Here is a 19,908-nt window from a genome sequence, read left to right as displayed (position 1 = left end):
GAAAAAATACAGTTGAAGTTCTTATGTGGGGCACTATTGCTCACATTCGGATCTTGGATGAATCAAGCAATTGCGCTTCCTGAAAAGGCTGAGATTGCAGATAGACCAGAGTGGGAAGATCTCAGCGTATTCCAAGTGAATACCTTGCCTCCTCATGCCACATTCATGCGATATGATTCACCTCAAAAGTTAGTAAATGACGACTACAAAACATCGCCTTATTTTCAATCTCTAAATGGAACATGGAAATTTAAGTGGGCAAAAAATCCATTTACCTATACGGACAATTTTTATAACACCGACTTTAATGACGGTGAATGGGATAACATCCCGGTACCGAGTAATTGGCAGATGCATGGATACGACTATCCAATCTATACCAATATTGATTATCCATTTGAGGTGAACCCACCCTTTGTGCCTAAGGAAGACAATCCGACAGGGCATTACCGACAGGCTTTCTATGTCGATAAAGCATGGCAGGGTAAACGCGTAGTTTTGCATTTTGGTGCGGTTAAATCAGCGTTCTATCTATGGATAAATGGCCATCAGGTTGGGTACAGCGAAGGCAGTAAAACACCTGTTGAGTTTGATATCTCCCAATACTTAACTGCTGGTAAGAACGTGTTGGCCGCTAAGGTTATACGCTTCAGTGATGGCAGTTACCTCGAAGATCAAGATTTTTGGCGCCTCAGTGGGATCGAACGGGACGTATATCTATACGCGACACCTCAAGTTTTTGTGAGCGACTTTTTTGCTAAAACGACGCTATCTGATGACTACAAAGATGGCGTTCTCGGGTTGGAAATCGAGGCTAACAATAGTAAACCAGCGCCTCAAAGTCTGACCTTAACGACAGAGATATTAGATCAAAATGGTAAATTGGTTAGTTCTCAGCAACGAAGCGTGATGATAGCTGCGGGACAAAAGCTAACGGTGAAGCAAAGTTTTAATGTCGCGAACGTTAAAACTTGGTCTGCTGAGTCACCGAACCTCTATCAGTTACGAATTAAAACTGATTACCAAGATGGTCAACCGTCGGATTTTATTGGTACAGAAATTGGATTTAGGCGTATTGAACTCGAAGATGAACAAGTGCTGGTAAACGGACAACCGATTTTATTTAAAGGGGTTAACCGTCATGAACATGATGAGCGCACTGGCCACGTAGTTTCGCGTGAATCAATGTTGTTAGACGTGCAGCTGATGAAGCAGAACAATATCAATGCAGTTCGAACTTCCCATTATCCGAATGACCCTTATTTCTATCATCTAGCTGATAAATATGGTCTTTATATTATAGATGAAGCCAACATCGAAACTCACGGCTTTACTTTTGAGCCTGATAAAACCCCAGCGAATAAACCTGAATTTCATGATGTTCACATGAACCGCATCAAAAGAATGGTGGAGCGTGATAAAAACCATCCTTCGATTATCTTTTGGTCTATGGGGAATGAAGCGGGTGATGGCCCTAATTTTAAGGATGCTTATCACTGGACGAAGTTTAGAGATAACTCCAGATTGGCCTTCTATGAAAAGGCTGAAAATCCGCGCTCAGGGTTCAGCGAATACCACACCGATGCTGTTGGTTGGATGTATGCATCAATGGAGGAAATCAAACGAGATTTTCTCGGAAAAGATCCATTCAGACCCTTTATTTGGGCGGAATATGCCCATGCTATGGGCAACAGCACTGGGAACCTGAAAGAGCTGTGGGATTTGGTCAGATCTGAACGCCAGATGCAAGGCGGCTTTATCTGGGATTGGGTTGATCAAGGACTTATTAAGCGCGACAAGGAAGGTAACGAGTTTTGGGCTTATGGTGGTGATTTTGAACCCTCACATGTCCATAACGATGCAAATTTTTGTCTTAATGGATTGGTGAATCCAGATAGAACACCACACCCTGGCTTATTTGAAGTAAAAAAAATCTATCAAGATGTTCATTTTAGCCAAGTATCAGACGGTGAGTTTGAAGTGTTCAACGAGCAGTTCTTTACCTCACTTAAAGAGCTCTCTGTAAACTGGACATTGCTCAAAGATGGGGTGGTTATCAAAGAGGGCAAATTAAACTTAGATGTCGCCCCTCAAGAAAAACACCGTTTTAGCCTGCCGAACAATATCGGTAAGTTGGACGCTGGCGCTGAGTATTTCATAAACTTTTATGTGCGTACTAAAAGTGCTTCGTTAGCGGTTCCAAAAGGCCATTTGATTGCTGTCGAGCAATTGCCGTTAAGTGCTAACGACAACATGCAGTCAAATCTATTGAGTGATGATCATAGCTCTGTCGATCTTCAGGTTGTGGACATGGGGGGCGTGCTAGAGATACTCGCCAAGGACGCTCGGCTGTCTTTTGATGAGCAGGGATTCTTAACCTCTTACCAACTTAATGGACAGCAATTATTAAGTGCACCGCTTAAGCTGAATTTTTGGCGCGCACCAACAGATAATGATTTTGGCAATCAATTGCCTATTCGAGCTAAAAGTTGGCGTCTTGCGACTGACAATCAAGTTGGCAAGGGAGTCAAAATCGTTCGTCAGTCGAAGAAGGCTGTGGAGTTGGCGCAATTGATAGAGTTAAAAGAGGTGAATTCAACGGCATCCGTCCAATATGTTATCGCATCTACCGGTGTACTTAGTGTCAATGTCCAATTCAAGTTCAGAGGTGATGATTCGCTAAGTGAACTGCCTCGCATTGGGTTGAAATTTCAGATGCCTTCTAGCTATCAGGCGGTCAAATATTATGGTCGCGGGCCGTTTGAAAACTACCCAGATAGAAAATCAGCATCCTTAGTCGGTTTATATCATGGCGAGGTAAACGATCTCGAATTTGATTACATTCGTCCTCAGGAAAATGGTTACAGATCAGACATTCGCTGGCTAAAGCTTGTTGATAATGCCGGTACTGGATTTACTGTGAAGGGGAACCATAACTTCGGATTTTCAGCACGAAATTATCCTGAAAGCGAGCTAGACCCTGGGGATAAAAAAGCACAACGTCACATCCATGATGTTAAGTCCCATGATTTAGTTGAGGTTAATGTTGATTACTTACAGTCGGGTTTGGGCGGCGATACGAGTTGGGGGGCTAAGCCTTTACCCCAGTATCAAATTCCACCTGCGAACTACTCGTTTGGCTTTTCGTTAGTACCATCCTCTGATGAGCATGACGATGCAGCGAGTTATCAAAAAATTGGCAACTACAACTATCACTAATTAACTCAAGGGGGCATAAGCCCCCTTCATTCGATAAGGAAATATGAATGGGCAGAGTATATCGTTGGGTATTCGGTGCTGCTTTATTAATTGTTAATTCGGCAAATGCATCAGATCTAATTTCTGAAAGATTCTGTGCTGATCCATCAGTCCATAAATTTAATAATGTCTATTATGTTTATGCGACAAATGATCAGGATAACTCAGGTGAATATTGGGACTCGACCGATTGGCGTCTGTTTAAATCAAATGACTTAACTTCGTGGCAAGACGTAGGTTCCTTTTTAAACGCCAGTGTTTTTACCTGGGCTGATACTAATGCTAAGGCATGGGCTCCAGCGGCTTATGCACGAAATGGTAAGTACTATTTTTATGCTCCGGTTGGTGGAAAGCAGATAGGTGTGGCTGTAAGTGACTCACCCGAAGGACCATTTGTCGACCCTATCGGTAAAGCACTCGTTGAGTCGCCTAGAGATGCAAATGCGGGTGATGAACCTATCGACCCTGCAATCTTTATTGACGCTGACGGGCAAGCATATATGTACTTTGGTACTCGAGTTCCTAAGGTTGTAAAGCTCGGGAAAGATATGCTGACGACTGAAGGTCAAATACTCGAAGTTGTCATCAATGGTTTTCCTGAGAGTGATAAGAAGAAAAAATATGGTGAAGCACCATATCTGCACGAACATAATGGGATCTATTACTTTTCATTTTCAACCGGATGGCCTGGACAAATCGTATACGCTACTGGCGATTCACCATTAGGTCCATTCCAATATCAAGGTGTTATCATCGATTATCTCGATATCAGTACTAATCATCATGCGATATTACAGGATGGTGATAAGTCGTATATTTTTTATCATGATAACGCTAAGCAAGGTGGTGGCGATCACAAGCGTTCAATACTTTATTTACCTCTAACTTATAGTCCATCTGGCGAGATTTATCGGGTTAAGTAGTTGAAGAAAAAGCCCGAGGCATTTAATTCAAATGTGACTCGGGCTTTTTCTTGGTATGAAACAGGAATGTGCTAGCCAATATCCTTCAACATTATTTCATCTGGGACGCAATCCAATCGTTTAACGTCTAGTGATATTGGTAGCACGTAATCCTTGTTTGCAATCTATCTTATTTGTCCATTAGAACGCTTGGCCAACCGTGTTGTTGATCACCGATTGAGAGAAGCTCAAGTTGTGGATACCTTTGCTTCGATCGTTGTTGATCAGGAAGTAGTTCCAAGCACCTTTCACAAAGTTGCTGTTTGGTAGATAAACTACTTCACCTGTGGCTGCATCAGCCAATTTATCCAAGGATACAGTCAGTTCAGAAACTGACTCTCCTCCGATAACAGTTGGACTGCTCAACGTCAGTTTCAGGCCAATCTTGTTGCCGACATTTGCTAATGCTACTGCCGAAATTTGATTACCTGCCACAGTCGCTTCACCGTAGTTAATCACTAAGTTATCGAAGGACGTTAAGCGACTAAATGCAGCGTTTTGCAGTTTTTCGGCTAAGTTGTTTAAGCCAGCTGCAACCGATGCAGTGATGGCACCAGCATCAACGGCATCACCAGGCACTGAGTTATGCTGTACGCCATCAACTGGGGTGTTTGGATCAATGGTACTGCCGTGACAATAGTTACATTGTTGATCCAGCTTATCCTCTTCGATCCAGAATTGGTGGGTACGGGTCAACTTGCCAAATGCAGGTGTATCTTTAATCGTTGGATTATACAGCTGGTGACATTTGACGCATGAGTCTTCAATCACCGCGTGTTTGGCTACCATAGGTAATTGGTTACCCATAAACCAAGCGTTACGACCAGCAAATACATCGCCTTGTGAACCGTGGGCGATACTGTAGTTTTGCTGTTCAGGTGCAGGTTCATCGTTGTCTTCGTGCAGCCAAACGCCACTGTCATCAGTCATCACACCTTGAGCAGTGTTATGACATGCGATACATGTAGCGCCTTGGCCAACACCTGCCATGCTAAAGCCAGCGGGTAGTGCAGGGGTATCACCATCAATACGAACTTGCAGATCATTGCCATTACCGTGTGGGTCGTGACAAGCGGTACAAGTCACAGGTTCAACGTTGTCTGCAGTCACTGAAGACCATAGTGGATCGTCAATCTTACCAACGTTCCCTTGTTGCAGTTGCTTCTCATATGCGACGAAGCCTTGTGCTGAGTGACAACGACCACAATCAGCATCGGTACCCAGTTCCAGTGCGCGCTGTTCGTTCATATGGCTTTGGCCAGAGGTAGGACTTACAGTCTTAGATGCAGTCCATTGAATGCGCTCGTAGTGACAGTTACTACACAGTTCCGCAGAGAATGACGTACGTGGACTGGTATATGGGTTAGGGGTTTTACCATCTACCATGTCGTACATGCCGTGCGCCGGTGAGTTTTGTGGACCGTGGCAACTCTCACATTGAATATTCATCATGCGAGCGGTTTTAGGGAAGTTCTTCACCATATCCGGCCATGCATCAGTGCGAGGATTTGCCAGTGCCTCAATGCGGCTAAATTTGTATCCTTCTTGCTCCGCTACGTATGCCAAGCCATTGTTCATAGGGGCAGATTGGATGTCACCACCTACGGCATGACATTGACCACAGAACATGCTTTCCTCAGCAGGAGAAATTGCGACATCCTGACGGAAAATATTGGCATGCATGGTAGTAGACCATGGCGTGAATTGATCACCGGCAATACCACCTTGGTGACAGGTGGTACAGGTAGCATCGCTCTCTGGATTGCCTTCTTCATCAATACCAGTAATAACCCCCATATATTTACCGGCAAAAATTTTCAGCGTTTGGCCATTAACAACAAAATCATATTCACCTGTTTTATCTGGGAAGAAATAGGGGAGTCTTGAGTTTGCGTCTACCAGTTCAGCGGTGGAGCCGGTCGGTTGAGATACCATTGACCAGACTTGTGAATCGTCGTCGTTGCCGCGGTTCAGGTAGATACGTTCTCCCAGCGCTACGTTGCGAATACCGAGCAAACGGTTAGTCGCGTGAATTTCACCGTGAATTGAGGCTTGCTGACCGTGAGCATCGTTCGCTTGTACGCGCACAGCGATTAAGCCTCGACGGTCTTGAGAAATAGTTAATGGTCCTAGACGATTAGGAATTTTATACTCCGCCATCTCTGTACCACGGATTGGGTCAACTCGAGACTCAAAATTCTTCATCATCTCAGAGAAAGTGACGAGCGCCGTATCATCATTACCTTCGACCGTTCCCGCCTTTTCGGTATGCCAAGGGTCCCACAGGTTCAAACGGTTTTCCCATGTGTATTCGATAGGCATATCGTCGATTTTACCAGTAACCAGAGCGCCAACGGTTGCTGATGTACCATAGCCTTGGTTATCGTAAACAGCCCAGCCTGGACTTGTCCAACCTTCGTTAACTGGCTGGATCGGATCAACTTGTTCAGTAAACTGTACTAAGAACTGCGAGGCTGCATTCATAGTGAAATTGGCACTAACAGTGTGATTTGATAGTACGCCGACATCTTGTGCATCAGGGCTAGCATAGGATGCGTTGCTGACCTTTAGTACTACTTGGCCTACAGGTAATGTTAGTGAATAGGCGCCGTTAGCGTCAGTTGTCACAGTTTGGAGTAATGCACCACCTGTATCTTCTGCTGATACAACAGCTGCCGGAACTGGCAGCCCTTTCGCATCCTGTACTACGCCTGATACTGTGCCCTCTGCGGCTTGAACGTAAGTGATGTTATCCCCATCGTCACCGCCACAACCGCTGAGCTGAGTCATCGTAGCGCCGATGGCCAGCACGATAGCTGCTTTGTTAAATCGCCTCATCAAGGTTCTCCCATTGATTTGTTTATGAGTTATTGGGGATAAGCTGTATCGTCTTGAAAGCGCATTGCCTATTGTCGGCAAAGTAATATAGGCACTACTTGCTTAGAACAGTGATATCGCCTTTCCCCTTAGTGTTATTCCAATGCGCTTTGAATAACATTCACTCCTAAAAGGCAAATAGCAGGCCATCAAAAATTTCACTAAATAACCGTGTTCGCTTATTTAGCTGATGGTTAAATAATGCTTTTCTGTTGTTGGCTTTAACTTTATTTGAATAAAATCACAATATCGGAATTTGCAACTCATAATTTCATGTTTGATATCACAAATTTAATGAGCTGGTTGACGTGAGCGTTTATAAAAATGCAGTTTGATAGTGGCGTAGATATTTTATTTTGATGTCGGTGATTTTTATCTGATTAAAGAGTGATTTTGATCATGTTAAATACGTTGTTCGAGGTTATTGGTGTGATCGATGTTTGGTTTTTATTGTAGATTCAAATGCCTTTAAGGCGAAATTTTTAGCAAGTCATCAGCGTTTATTATCTTTATTGTAGAAATTATGTCTACATAGAGCGGAAATTAATGAAACTCAGATTGTTTTAAACTGTCTAGGTCGTGAACAGATTATGGACATATTTTTTGAACATGTTTTACGACATGTCCAAATTGTGCACATGGATGGTTTATTTTTTGAAGATAACATGAGTTTATTAAATCCAAATGAACAGTTTAGAAAATCATCGAAATAAACCGTTAAATCAGATAGATCACCGTTGGTATCAGACGATAGCTTCTGTCGAAAATAATGGCCAAAAAAGCAATCCACTATTTCAATTAACTGAGAGCGTTAATTTAATTGCCAAAGATATTGAGGAGCAGTGGAATAATTTTATTAATGATAACCAGGTTGCTAGTGAATCTGTCAGAACCATGATTTTACATTCATGGCAGCGCTGCAAAGATGCTGTAGTATCAACTGAACTGGCACAATATTATTGTATTGATCAAGAGTGTTTGACTACTGTATTAGCGAAAAATCGATTACTGATAGAAGCCGCGACATCAACCATTAATAACCTATTGATTTACACTCAGCACGCTAATAGCCATATCATTCTAGCGGATAAACATGGTGTGGTGCTGTATGCAGCAGGTAGAAATCTTACGCCGATAGGCAGCGTACTCACGGAGGAAATGCTTGGCACCAATGGTGTGGGTACTTGCTTAGTGGAACAAAAGCCGATCTACGTCATGGGGCCAGAACATTACCTGCGGCAACTTCATCATAGCCATTGCTCCGCCGTGCCGATTTTTAATGCGCGCAAGGAATTGATGGGGGTGATGAGTTTAGCTGTACCTAGAACAAGTGCACATTCGCATTCACTGGGAATGCTAGAGGCAGCCGCAGCAACGATTTCAAAGCAGCTAATGTTGTCGGAGTTACTCCAAGAACAGCAAACCTTAATGGAAGTGCTGAATGAAGGGGTGCTTATTCTTGATCGTCACGACCGCGTCTATTCGATTAATCGCTATGCCCGCAATATCTTTAATGTGGTGAGTGATGTTGTGGGCCAACCACTGGCAATGGTCGTTGCGCCTGATGAAGCACTGAGTACGATCTTGGCCAGCAATAAGAGTTGCCAAGATCTCGAGGTGCGTGGTCAGCGACGAGACAGCCGTTGGGTTACGCTCACTTGCTCAGTAACCATGACTGCAGAAGGCCATAAAATCATTTCGGTGCGGGATAATTGCCGAACTCGTGCCATTACCCGTCGTGCCATCGGTGCTAAGGCTACCTATACTTTTGACAATATCCTCGGTCAGTCAACTGCGATCAATAAAGCGATTTTTCAAGCCAGACAAGTCAGCCAGAGTGATGCCACGGCGCTGATTTGGGGAGAAAGCGGGACAGGCAAAGAGTTGATTGCCCAATCGATTCACAACGCCAGTCGCCGTGCCAAAGGCCCATTTATTGTGGTTAACTGTGGCGCGATTCCGCGGGATCTGATCCAAAGTGAATTATTTGGTTATGAAGCTGGTGCCTACACGGGCGCACTACGTGGCGGCGCCGCAGGTAAGTTCGAGTTAGCCGATGGCGGCACCATCTTTCTTGATGAAATTGGCGAAATGCCGCTTGCTGCACAAGTTAGCCTGTTACGGTTTCTGCAAGAGAAAGAGGTGGTACGCGTGGGTGGCCAAAACCGCCAAGTGGTCGATGTTCGCGTCATTACCGCGACCAATAAGAACCTCAGCCTGGCGGTGCAACAACAGCAGTTTCGCGCCGATCTGTTTTACCGTATCAATGTGTTAGCGATTAACGTGCCGCCACTGCGTGAACGCACGGGTGATATTGAACACTTAGCCAACGCATTTATTACCCATTGCGCCAACGGCTTGCAGCAACCCGCAAAAGCACTGTCGCACAGCGCGCTGCAGCGGTTAACCCACTATCCGTGGCCGGGCAATGTGCGTGAGCTGGAAAATGTGATTGAACGGGCAATAAACCTGTCGAGATCGGCAGTCATTGAGGCGGAAGATATTCAGCTTGATCCGACGTTTGTGGCAAGTATGCCAAATGATGTTGCAGCACGCGCGGCTCTGCAACCGGCAGCGCAACCCTCAGTGTTTGCTAGCGCGGTAGGGTCATATTCAGACAAGGTGCTACTTTCCGACATCGCGCCGTATTTTCCTGCCAGTGGCCAACTGCAAGCGAGTGAATACGACACCATTATTGCGGCATTGAACGCCACTCACGGCAATTTACGCGAGGCGGCCAAGCAACTTGGTATTTCCCGCAGCGGCCTCTACAACAAGGTAAAACGTTATCAATTAGCTGTTGAAACGTTTCGCCAGTAATCACTCGTTTGTTAATTGTAGATATTTAGGCTTCAATGAAACGACATTTAGCCTGATTATCTTCAATTGGCAAACTAATAAAATAACTCCATTCGTTAGTCAGCCTGCAACTACTGTCGCGGGCTTAACACCTCATTGGAGTATTTATGTCAAATTCAACCGATAGCCAATTCAATCAACGCGTGCTAGCCCTGCTCGACCGCGAAGAGATCCGCAATCTGCGCCAACACTACAGCCAACTGCTCGACAGCAATAACGCAGGGCGCATGGACGAAGTGTTTACTGAAGATGCCGAAGTGGTGGTTACCGTCGGCTCAATGAAAGGCTTAGCTGCCATAAAGCAAAGCCTCGCGGATGCCTACCAACAGTTTGATACTCAGCAGCGCGCACACTTTCCATTTATGCACGCCGTCACCAACCACAACGTGACCATTACTGGCGAAAATACTGCCGTGGGTAGCTGTTATCTGTTGGACTTAGTCACTGACCGCCAAAGTACGCAGCACCCATTTTTGCTGCTGGGCCGGTATGAAGATGAATATGTACGGGTAAATGGCGAATGGCGCATTGCCAAAACCGCGTTAGACGTCGTGTGGCCCCACGCCGATTCAGATAAGTAAGGAGGCGCTATGTACGCCAACTTAAGTGAAGCGCCAGCGAGTTTTAGCCGCGTATTTACGCCTGGGCAACTCAGCATTGGCCTGTTAACCCCGCTGGAAGCCTACCCAGACTCGCCATTTCCAACACTGGCCGATCACCAACGGCTCGCCAAATTGACCGAAGATGCCGGTATCGCCAGCATCTGGCTTAGAGATGTGCCATTTTATGACCCTAATTTTGGTGATGCGGCGCAGATGCTCGACCCTTTGGTTTACGCGGGTTTTCTCGCAGCCGCCACATCAGAAATTACCCTCGGTACCGCCGGTATTGTGCTGCCGCTGCGTGAGCCGATCTCAGTTGCCAAACAAGCGGCATCACTTGATTTGCTCAGTAACCAGCGCTTTGTGCTCGGTCTATCAACCGGTGACCGCCCGGTGGAATATCCCGCCTTTGGTGTCGATTTTGAATCTCGCGGCGAGTTGTATCGTGAAGGCATTGAATACATTCGTTATCTGCAGCAGCAATCGTTTCCACGAGTGCAAACCAGCCACTACGGCAAACTGACTGGCAATTTAGATCTGTATCCGAAAATGCCCCAACGGTTACCGATTATGGCCGTGGGTCGCTCACGCCAACCGATTGAATGGCTGGCAGAAAATGTCGATGCGTGGATCTGGTCGGTGGATGATGACAACGCCATTAGCGATATTCTCGCCTCACTCGAACGCGCCGCTGCGGGTCACCCAGCCCCCGCCTATGGTTATTCGACCTTTTTCGATCTGGATGACAACCCACACGCGCCATACCAGCGTTTTTATAACGTGGTACGCATTGGCCGTAATGCGTTAATTGAGCGGTTACAACGCCATCGCGATTTAGGCGTGCAGCACGTTGCGCTCAACCTGAAGCCATCTTCACGCCCCGCTGAAGCGGTGATTGAAGAACTCGGCAACTATGTCCTGCCAGCACTGAAATAAGCCCTACCGCATAGGACATGTAATACGCATACAAAAAGAGCAAAATCGTTATGAATATCGCCCCCGAAACAACCGCTCTCACAGCGAAGCAGAGCGTGAGCGCCATGTTAGCGCGCTTTAGCGAAAGCTGGCTGAGCGGCCAAACAGATCCACTAACCACGCTATTTCATGCTGATAGCCAACTGCTAAGCAGCCAACATGGCAGTGCCACTGGTGCTGCTGCCATCACGCAACGGCTGGGACAAGACAGCCAGCATGGCCCAATCTATGGCCAAATGACCAACCGTTATGTCGCCATTGATGGCGACCAAGCCGCGGCGAGCTGTTATGTGTTTGGCATCATGCAGCGTAGTGGCAGTGACTTTTTTATCTTTGGCGCCACCTTAGTGTTTCGCGCCAGTCTGCGTGCACAAACATGGTCGTTTGACGAGTTACGTTTACAAGTCAACTGGAACCACGGCAACAATAACTTTGTACCGCATTGGCGCCAACCACCCGGCCAAAATGGCTGGCAGATGGGCGACGAAGCACCGGTCATCGTCAGCGAACTGCACTCACCATGGACCCTTTTGCCAAACGCGCCAGTACCCGAGTCACTCGACGAAGCCCTGGCCGAGTTGTATTACCGCTATGCCTTTTCAGTCGACCAAAACGACATGAGCTTGCTGGCCAAAAGCTATAGCGAAGATATTTCTGGCGGCTTTGCACCTGTGGGCAATTTATCCGGCCGCGACCAAGTGATTGGCACGTTGAAGAGTTTTCGCCACCTTGCCACGCTTTGGCAGCACTTTGCTGAAGTGGTGAAATTTGAAGATGAAGGCGACGGTCAACATGTGAAATTGATTGTGGCGCGCATTATTCCAGAGCGATCAATCGACCAATACGGCAACAAGCTTTACGGTGCTCACTATCAACTACGCGCCCGCCGTCAACCCAGCGGTCAATGGCAATTCTGCTGGACCGACTATCGCCCCGGCTGGTTTAGCGAAAACGAGCTGCCCGCATTTGATATTGGCAATGCCACCGCGTAACTTCCAGCTGTTGGCGCGGTAAGCGCTGAGCCCGTGGTTGCCACACGACAAAAACGAAAAGACCTGCAGTTATAACAGCAGGTCTTTTTTCTTTGTTAACGAGTGACAACATTGAGCATTACAGATTGACTCTGGCGGGTATTCCGCGACCGAAACTCGTCGCGGAATGGACTCAGTGGCAGGATAGACAAACTCACTAAATATTACGCAATTGCTCCCGCTGCCGACGTAGATGCGCTTCATCTTGGTCAGAGAACTGCTGCAGTACTTGGTGTAATTCACCGACTAACTCGGCTTTCTGCTCCGGCAAGGTCGCGATAAAGTTGACCGGGTTGGCAACACTTTGTCCTAGCAGCGTGATTGGGTGCTCAAGCTGCGCGACCAAGGATAGTGTTTCTTCAATGCGCTCTTGCTCACTGGCTTCGATAAATTTTCCGTCGCGTACATCTTGATACATTGGCGACTCCGGCTGAATGGCAACCGAGGTCATATACATATGCGTAGGATGCAGCTGATTCAGCAGGCTCGCCATATTGTCAGCATTGCGCAAACCATTGCCCTTACCAGCTAGGCCGCCTAAGAAAATCACTCGATAACTGATATCTGCCGCTTCCAATTTTTGGCATTCCCGCAAAATATCGGCGCGGTTATAGCCTTTGTTGGTATAAGCCAGCACTTCATCATCGCCACTCTCAACGCCAATCACCAAGTCGTTGATGCCGAGCGCTCGCAGCTGTTTTAACTCGTCGAGGGATTTGTTAAACATGCTGCTAATGCGGGCATACATGGCGATGTTGATATTTGGGAAGTACTGATGGATCTGCTCTGCCAGCGCTACCAACTTGGCGGTGCGCAAGCTAAAGGGATCACCACCCACGGCAAACAACCGCTTGGCATCCGGCCGATAAAACTTAGCTTCTTGCAAGTCAGCTTCAATTTGGCTTTTCGGCGCTAAGCGATAAGGCGTATCGTGATAAAAGGTGCAAAAGGTGCAGTGGTTATGGGTACAACCAACGGTCACTTCGAGCAAAATGCTATTAGCCTCATGGGGCGGACGAACAACAGGACCGGTGTAATGCATGGTCATTTCCTCTTTTAGCTGCTGGCGCGTGATATTCAGTGCGCGCAGTGCAGCAGCATTAGTACAAATAAGCGTGCGGGATTACTTTTGTAATTAAGCGATTGCTTAATTTGCTTTCCCCAAAACGAAATTGACCAGCTATGCCGTAACATAACTGGTCAATTCCGGGATTCATTTCGAGGAAGTGCGAAAGAGTGCTACAGGTTATTTCTTCTGGATCTCCGTCAAATAAGTCACCGCGACGTTGGCGGCAAAGTTCGGTACATCGGCAAAGGTCTTTTGCGCTGCTTCCGATTCAAATGCCGCTTTGGCTTCTTCAAGTGAGTCAAACCACAGCTCAGAAAAGCCATCGATAGGCGAATCAGGGTACAAGCGACGGTCAATGGGGTTCACTGTGTATTTACGTAAACCGGGCACATGGATCGCCAACTCTGAGTGCACCTTGAGCCAGTAATCAACAAATTCTTCAAAGCTTTGGTCGGCGTGTTTGGTGATCAGGCCAACGTGTTTAAAACCGTTTATTTCAGTCATGGGGATTCCTATTCAACTGTTAATTTATCGCGGGGCTGGTAACGGGGATAGTCGGTGTAACCGGCAGCGCCACCACCATAAAATGAACTGCGTTGCACCTCTGCCAGTGGCCAGCCGTTGGCGATGCGTGCAACTAAATCTGGATTGGCAATAAAGGCGCTGCCAAAGGCGATAACATCGGCGCGATTATCCGCAATAAATTGCTCCGCCTGCGCAGCATTGATGCCACCTGCAATCATTAAGCTGCCATGCCATTGCTGACGTATTTGCTCCAACAAACCGCTGTTCAGGGTTTGTGGCGTAAGCGCCAGATGCAGATAACTGAGCGCATAGTGGTCTAGTTCTTTGACCAGGTGCAGGTAAGTCTCAGCCATGTCGTCGTACAGCGGCATATCGCCAATTTGATTAAATGGCGACAGACGCACGCCGACTTTATGGGCGCCAACTTGTTGCACTAGCGCATCGACCACTTCCAGCAACAAGCGGCTGCGGTTTTCTAAGGTGCTACCACCGTAAAGATCATCGCGGTTATTCACTACCGGGTTGATAAATTGCTCGATTAAATAGCCATTGGCCGCATGCAACTCAACCCCGTCAAAGCCCGCTTCAATCGCGTTCGCTGCTGCTTGGCGAAAATCGTTAATCACCGCAGCTATGCCTTCTAGAGTCAACGCTTGAGGTTGGCTGGCAGGCACATTGGCAGGATTGCCTAACTCGTTGTAAGCAAAAGCTTGACCACCCGCTTGAGAGGATGAACTTACCGGCGCGGCGTTATTTGGCTGAATACTGCGATGAGATACACGGCCCACATGCCACAGCTGCGCAAAAATTTTGCCGCCTTGTTGATGCACCGCGCTGGTGACATTGCGCCACGCCGCCACTTGCTCGGTGGTATAAATACCGGGGGTATACAGGTAGCCGGTCCCCTGCGCCGAAATGGGCACACCTTCAGTGATCAGCAAACCAGCACTGGCGCGCTGAGCATAATATTCGGCGGTGAGCGCATCGGGCTTGCCATTGGCGGCACGGGCACGGGTCATTGGCGCCATCGCAATGCGATTGGCTAATGGCAGCCCAGCTAATTCATAAGCTTGAAGTAACTGCATAACGCCTCCTAGAACCACGCTTTCGCAATCAGCTGGTGGGATTTAATGCGTGCTGCGGGGTCATGGATCCACGAGTTGAGCATGATTTCATCGGCGCCAGTACGCTCCGCTAGCGACAGCAAACCTTGACGAACTACGCCCGGCGTGCCCCATAACGATTCACGCAATTGGGTTAAAATGCGTTGTTTTTCATAGGGATTCCACACGGTATCCATATTGTCTACCGGTTTTGGCAGCAAGGTTTCGATACCACGACCGAGGTTGCGGAATTTTTGCAGTTCAGTAGTGGCCAGATATTCAGCCTGCTGTTGTGAATCTGCCACCACCGCATTAACGCAGATAATCACATACGGCTTATCTAACTGGGCAGATGGTTTAAAGTTTTGCCGATACAACTCAATTGCAGACTGCATTGCATCGGGAGCAAAGTGCGAAGCAAAGGCAAACCCCAACCCGCGTGCTGCCGCCAATTGCGCGCTGTAAGTGCTAGAGCCGAGCAGATACAACGGCAGATGCATACCGGCACCGGGGATCGCTTTAATCCGCTGGCCCGGCTTGATATCGTCAAAATACGTTTGCAGCTCAGTGACCATTTCGGGGAAATCCATCCCATTGCTGCGAGTATCGCGCCGCAAAGCATGCATGGTTTCTGCATCGGTGCCCGGCGCACGGCCTAGGCCTAAATCAATACGGTTTGGATACAGCGCTTCCAAAGTACCAAACTGCTCCGCCACCATTAGCGGCGCGTGGTTCGGCAACATAATGCCGCCAGAGCCCAGCCGAATGCGTTGAGTCTTGGCGCCAATGTGGCTCAAAATAACCGAGGTAGCTGCACTGCCAATATCTTTTAGGTTATGGTGCTCTGCCACCCAAAAACGGTGAAAACCGGCATTCTCGGCTGCAATGGCTAACTCAGTACTGCTGTGGATGGCCTCACTGACGGTGGCGCCTTCACCAATGGTGACGAGATCGAGCAATGATAATTTGATGTCACTTTTGTTCATTTCATACCTCATATTGGTTCAACCCAGAGCACTGAATTGCTTGGACAGTATTATCAAAGGAATAAATAAGTGAATAAACAGGCTTGATTTCGACTAAGTTGAGAATATATTTCTACAATAAAGCGATGTGATGTGTAGAGAAGCCTCTGCTGTTGATCACACATGATTCGTTCTATTCGTTAGGTATCTGGGGTAGCACCACGCTCAAAGTACTTGATTCGGAAATGAATGCCGCAGGTATGAAGCTCGCAGAATCTAGTGGACTCTACCCTAGAAACGTTACCTGTATAACGTAGACGGTTAGTTAGACAGGCAAACTAAGAGGCAATGTCATGCGAAGTAATGATCATATGGGTGGTATCAATGCGTTTGTAATGACCGCACAACAAGGCAGCTTTACTGCAGCGGCCGAACGCTTGGGACTGACGAAATCCGCCGTGGGGAAGAGTGTGGCTCGACTTGAAGAGAGACTGGGACTGACACTTTTTCAGCGGTCCACTAGAAGGTTGAGTTTAACCCCAGATGGAGAACGCTATCTGGACAGTTGTCTGAGCGCACTGGAGATTCTGGAGCAGGCAGAAGCTGAATTGACCTCACATATTACAACACCTTCAGGTCGCCTACGTATCGATTTACCAGCGGCCTATGGTCGCAAACGCATTTTGCCATTGCTGTTGGATATGGCGCAGCAATATCCTGATTTGAACTTAACTGTGACCTTTAGCGAACGTTTTGTTGATTTGATAGAAGAGGGCATAGACCTCGTAGTTCGTATTGGTGAACTCGCAGACAGTAGCGGTTTAGTTGCCCGTAAACTTACTGCGCAAAAGCTGGTGATTTGTGCTTCACCAGCATATCTGAAACGTTTTGGTACGCCAGAAACCCCAGAAGAGCTGCAAAAGCATCAATGTATTGTTGGCTTTCGCCGCGGCCAACCTATTTCGTGGTTACTGAAGCAGCAAAGTGGAGAGATAACGCGTTACACGCCTCCACCAACACATGAATTATCAGACGGTGATGCAATGTTATCTGCTGTCTTGGCTGGATGTGGATTATCACAGTTGCCACTCTGGCTGGTGGGCGAAGATCTGCGCCAAGGTAAAATTTGTGAAGTGTTACATGGACACTCTGGCGGCGAGATGCCAATTCATGCTCTGTGGCCTAAAAATAGGCAAATGTTGCCTAAAATACGCCATGTAGTGGATATGCTTGTAGATGCAAGACTTAAAGGCGCATTAGATTGAAGAAGATTTTGGTGGAATATGGTGGACGTCCATGGGTAATTTTCTCCGTTGTCGACTTAAGGGCTCGACTTAACCTATTTCTTTAAGTGTCATATTCATTTTCTGGCGCATCGACTAATGCTTGTTTTTTCGTCACTTAATCCATGTACATCCAGTTAATGTCTATTTTCGTTGCTGACACAATTATTTAGTATGGTTTTTCAAATAACGAAAAAAGTGGTCAGAGAAGGGAATGAAACACTCATGAAATTACTAACAGCAGCGATTTTATTGGTTCTAGGGACCTTTGGTGTTTGCGCGGATACATTATCGTTGAATGGAAACTGGAAATTCAGAATCGACAAGGAAAATATTGGTGAAGATAGTGGCTGGTTTAAAGAGGATGTAGCGACAAGTCAATGGGTTGGCGTTAGTGTGCCTCACACGTGGAATGTTGATACTGGCAGCGAAACCTATAAGGGTACTGCATGGTATGCGAGAACGGTCCAAGGTCCTCTGGTATCGAATGACAAACATATTTCTTTGGAATTCGATGGCGTATACCGTGATAGCAAAGTTTGGGTGAATGGACATTTGGTGAGCCAACATAATGACAGTGGCTATACGCAGTTTAGCGTGCCTGTTGAACATGTGTGGCGCCGCGACAGTACCAATACAATTGTGGTTGAAGTGAATAACGATTTTTCACCACGAGCACTGCCCATTGATGAGTCGTTTGACTGGGCAAATGACGGTGGTATTACCCGTGATGTACGTCTTGTGACAAAACCTGAAAATTACATCGGCAAAGTATTGGTTGATAGCAAACTTACTGACGATCTCAGCAGTGCTACCGTTACTGTTGATGCGTATGTGTCACCTGATGAGTTATCTGGTAAGACGTTGACATTTACTTTTTTGGATCCAAATGACAACGTTGTCAGTTATGTAAAACAGGTGATTGGTGACGATATTTTATCCTACGACAGCCCACTGAGGCATGATGCTCAGCATGTGAGCAAATTCCCCGTTGTCAGAATCGAAGCAAAGGTTGATAACCCAGTACTCTGGCACTTCGATCATCCTAAGCAATATCGTGTTATTGCCAGTGTGAGTGATGGGGGGGAACTAACCGATCAATATGAAATGCAATTCGGCATTCGATCATTGCGCCTGAGAGATGGTTTCTATTTTTTGAACAACGAACCTATGAGGCTTATGGGGATAGAATGGATGCCGGGCAGTCATCCACTTTATGGTATGGCGTCATCTAAGCCATTTGTGCAGCAGATCTTAAGGGATTTAAAAGCGCTGAATGTGATAATCACTCGCTTCCATTGGCAACAAAGCGATGACGTCTTCGATTTCATGGATGACGAGGGCATGTTAGTTCAAGAGGAAATTCCGGCATGGCAACGATTGCCCTCCGATGATAACGTCGCTTTAACCCAGAAAAATCAATTTAAGTCGATGATCTTCTCACATTTCAATCACCCATCAATTTACGCTTGGGGGATAGGAAATGAAATGAGTGAGAGTCCTCAGGCTGCGCAATTCGTCAAAGCTGGAGCGGATATTATTGCCGATCTCGATAGCAGTAGGTTGAGTGTATACGCATCGAATAAATTGCAGTTAATTTTGTCAGAACAACAAGCGAGAGCGTCAGCATCAGATATTCCGGACTTTATTGAATATAACGAATACTACGGCACATGGCATGAGGGCAGCACGGCCAATATTCTTCCTACCTTAAATCTGCTGAGTGAAGTCTACCCGCATAAATCGGTAGTGATATCTGAGTTCGGTCTGTGCGAGTGTGATCCCAAGTTTGAAAAAGGCGACCAATTTCGTATTGAGGCACTTTCCTCTCATACCAGTGAATACAAAAAGGCGGAGAATGTCGCTGGCGCGATTTTCTTCAGCTATAACGACTATCGTACCCATATGGGGGATGTAGGTGAGAATAGTTTTCAAAGTCGCGTTCACGGTATCGTTGATATTTATGGTAATAAGAAGCCCTCTTGGCAGGCATTTCGCGAGACAGCCTCTCCTCTTAGTCATTTTTCTGTGGTCCGCAGTAAGGACAATCACTTTGCCGTGGCTATTCAGAGTCGTTCACTAAAAGATATTCCGGCTTATACATTGAATGAGTACACACTTATCTGGACAGCCTACGATGACGCGGGATTACCAGTGCAATCTGGTAAACGTCTTTTACCAAAGTTAGCGCCGGGTGATAGCTATAAGGAAGTGCTACCGTCTTTGACCGAAACTGCGGCTCGAATTCGAGCGGAAATTTTCCGGCCTACCGGTTATTCGGTTCAGGAAGCGACGCTAGCGCTATAAGGGAACTATCTTAAGTCATTCGCTGTGCAGAAAGCTGCGATTCGACTGGCTTGATTAGGCGGGCAGATGACAATGTTTGATTGACCGCAGGC

General features: G+C 46.8%; 13 protein-coding genes. 8 read left to right on the top strand and 5 right to left on the bottom strand.

Annotated features, from left to right (window positions below; translation table 11 throughout):
* Positions 1-57: 57 nt before the first annotated feature.
* Positions 58-3,219, top strand: coding sequence for a glycoside hydrolase family 2 TIM barrel-domain containing protein (locus tag JYB87_RS13020; RefSeq protein WP_207353908.1), 3,162 nt, complete (start codon positions 58-60; stop codon positions 3,217-3,219).
* Positions 3,220-3,266: 47 nt separating this feature from the next.
* Positions 3,267-4,181 (top strand): family 43 glycosylhydrolase, encoded by a 915-nt coding sequence (locus JYB87_RS13015; protein ID WP_207353907.1) that lies wholly within the window; start codon positions 3,267-3,269, stop codon positions 4,179-4,181.
* Between the two features lie 180 nt (positions 4,182-4,361).
* Here the strand turns inward: JYB87_RS13015 and JYB87_RS13010 are convergent, their stop codons facing one another.
* The gene (locus tag JYB87_RS13010) at positions 4,362-7,058 is read right to left on the bottom strand and encodes a carboxypeptidase regulatory-like domain-containing protein (RefSeq protein WP_207353906.1); all 2,697 of its coding nucleotides are present in this window, start codon (positions 7,056-7,058) and stop codon (positions 4,362-4,364) included.
* Between the two features lie 933 nt (positions 7,059-7,991).
* Here JYB87_RS13010 and JYB87_RS13005 point away from each other — a divergent pair.
* The 4 genes from JYB87_RS13005 (at position 7,992) to JYB87_RS12990 (ending at position 12,525) form a co-directional block, all read left to right on the top strand.
* Positions 7,992-9,917 (top strand): sigma-54-dependent Fis family transcriptional regulator, encoded by a 1,926-nt coding sequence (locus tag JYB87_RS13005; protein WP_207353905.1) that lies wholly within the window; start codon positions 7,992-7,994, stop codon positions 9,915-9,917.
* Between the two features lie 146 nt (positions 9,918-10,063).
* Positions 10,064-10,537, top strand: coding sequence for a nuclear transport factor 2 family protein (locus tag JYB87_RS13000; RefSeq protein ID WP_207353904.1), 474 nt, complete (start codon positions 10,064-10,066; stop codon positions 10,535-10,537).
* Between the two features lie 9 nt (positions 10,538-10,546).
* Positions 10,547-11,494 (top strand): TIGR03571 family LLM class oxidoreductase, encoded by a 948-nt coding sequence (locus JYB87_RS12995; protein WP_207353903.1) that lies wholly within the window; start codon positions 10,547-10,549, stop codon positions 11,492-11,494.
* A 50-nt stretch (positions 11,495-11,544) separates the two neighbouring features.
* On the top strand, positions 11,545-12,525 hold the full coding sequence (locus tag JYB87_RS12990; protein WP_207353902.1) for a nuclear transport factor 2 family protein: 981 nt from the start codon (positions 11,545-11,547) through the stop codon (positions 12,523-12,525).
* A 196-nt stretch (positions 12,526-12,721) separates the two neighbouring features.
* Here the strand turns inward: JYB87_RS12990 and JYB87_RS12985 are convergent, their stop codons facing one another.
* The 4 genes from JYB87_RS12985 to JYB87_RS12970 all read right to left on the bottom strand — a co-directional run bounded on the left by JYB87_RS12985 (position 12,722) and on the right by JYB87_RS12970 (position 16,247).
* The gene (locus JYB87_RS12985; protein WP_207353901.1) at positions 12,722-13,606 is read right to left on the bottom strand and encodes a radical SAM protein; all 885 of its coding nucleotides are present in this window, start codon (positions 13,604-13,606) and stop codon (positions 12,722-12,724) included.
* A 204-nt stretch (positions 13,607-13,810) separates the two neighbouring features.
* Positions 13,811-14,137: an EthD family reductase gene (locus JYB87_RS12980; protein ID WP_207353900.1), complete on the bottom strand. Its 327-nt coding sequence runs from the start codon at positions 14,135-14,137 to the stop codon at positions 13,811-13,813.
* Between the two features lie 8 nt (positions 14,138-14,145).
* Positions 14,146-15,243 carry an alkene reductase gene (locus tag JYB87_RS12975; RefSeq protein ID WP_207353899.1) on the bottom strand — a complete coding sequence of 366 codons (1,098 nt, stop codon included), beginning with the start codon at positions 15,241-15,243 and terminating at the stop codon, positions 14,146-14,148.
* 8 nt (positions 15,244-15,251) lie between these two features.
* Complete coding sequence (locus tag JYB87_RS12970; protein WP_207353898.1) at positions 15,252-16,247, bottom strand: LLM class flavin-dependent oxidoreductase; 996 nt, start codon at positions 16,245-16,247, stop codon at positions 15,252-15,254.
* A 332-nt stretch (positions 16,248-16,579) separates the two neighbouring features.
* Here JYB87_RS12970 and JYB87_RS12965 point away from each other — a divergent pair, with 332 nt between their 5' ends.
* Positions 16,580-17,491 carry a LysR family transcriptional regulator gene (locus JYB87_RS12965; RefSeq protein ID WP_228729866.1) on the top strand — a complete coding sequence of 304 codons (912 nt, stop codon included), beginning with the start codon at positions 16,580-16,582 and terminating at the stop codon, positions 17,489-17,491.
* A 243-nt stretch (positions 17,492-17,734) separates the two neighbouring features.
* Positions 17,735-19,816, top strand: a complete 2,082-nt coding sequence (locus tag JYB87_RS12960) for a glycoside hydrolase family 2 protein (protein ID WP_207353897.1) — start codon at positions 17,735-17,737, stop codon at positions 19,814-19,816.
* The last annotated feature ends 92 nt before the right edge of the window (positions 19,817-19,908 follow it).

The sequence above is a fragment of the Shewanella avicenniae genome, assembly GCF_017354945.1.
GTDB lineage: Bacteria > Pseudomonadota > Gammaproteobacteria > Enterobacterales > Shewanellaceae > Shewanella > Shewanella avicenniae.
This window is presented reverse-complemented; position numbering and strand designations above follow the sequence as displayed.

What these genes read in the sequence shown, in the direction of transcription:
- JYB87_RS13020 (WP_207353908.1), top strand. Translation starts at nt 58, where the DNA reads ATGAATCAAGCAATTGCGCTTCCTGAAAAGGCTGAGATTGCAGATAGA.
- JYB87_RS13015 (WP_207353907.1), top strand. Translation starts at nt 3,267, where the DNA reads ATGGGCAGAGTATATCGTTGGGTATTCGGTGCTGCTTTATTAATTGTT.
- JYB87_RS13010 (WP_207353906.1), bottom strand. Translation starts at nt 7,058, where the DNA reads ATGAGGCGATTTAACAAAGCAGCTATCGTGCTGGCCATCGGCGCTACG.
- JYB87_RS13005 (WP_207353905.1), top strand. Translation starts at nt 7,992, where the DNA reads ATGATTTTACATTCATGGCAGCGCTGCAAAGATGCTGTAGTATCAACT.
- JYB87_RS13000 (WP_207353904.1), top strand. Translation starts at nt 10,064, where the DNA reads ATGTCAAATTCAACCGATAGCCAATTCAATCAACGCGTGCTAGCCCTG.
- JYB87_RS12995 (WP_207353903.1), top strand. Translation starts at nt 10,547, where the DNA reads ATGTACGCCAACTTAAGTGAAGCGCCAGCGAGTTTTAGCCGCGTATTT.
- JYB87_RS12990 (WP_207353902.1), top strand. Translation starts at nt 11,545, where the DNA reads ATGAATATCGCCCCCGAAACAACCGCTCTCACAGCGAAGCAGAGCGTG.
- JYB87_RS12985 (WP_207353901.1), bottom strand. Translation starts at nt 13,606, where the DNA reads ATGCATTACACCGGTCCTGTTGTTCGTCCGCCCCATGAGGCTAATAGC.
- JYB87_RS12980 (WP_207353900.1), bottom strand. Translation starts at nt 14,137, where the DNA reads ATGACTGAAATAAACGGTTTTAAACACGTTGGCCTGATCACCAAACAC.
- JYB87_RS12975 (WP_207353899.1), bottom strand. Translation starts at nt 15,243, where the DNA reads ATGCAGTTACTTCAAGCTTATGAATTAGCTGGGCTGCCATTAGCCAAT.
- JYB87_RS12970 (WP_207353898.1), bottom strand. Translation starts at nt 16,247, where the DNA reads ATGAACAAAAGTGACATCAAATTATCATTGCTCGATCTCGTCACCATT.
- JYB87_RS12965 (WP_228729866.1), top strand. Translation starts at nt 16,580, where the DNA reads ATGCGAAGTAATGATCATATGGGTGGTATCAATGCGTTTGTAATGACC.
- JYB87_RS12960 (WP_207353897.1), top strand. Translation starts at nt 17,735, where the DNA reads ATGAAATTACTAACAGCAGCGATTTTATTGGTTCTAGGGACCTTTGGT.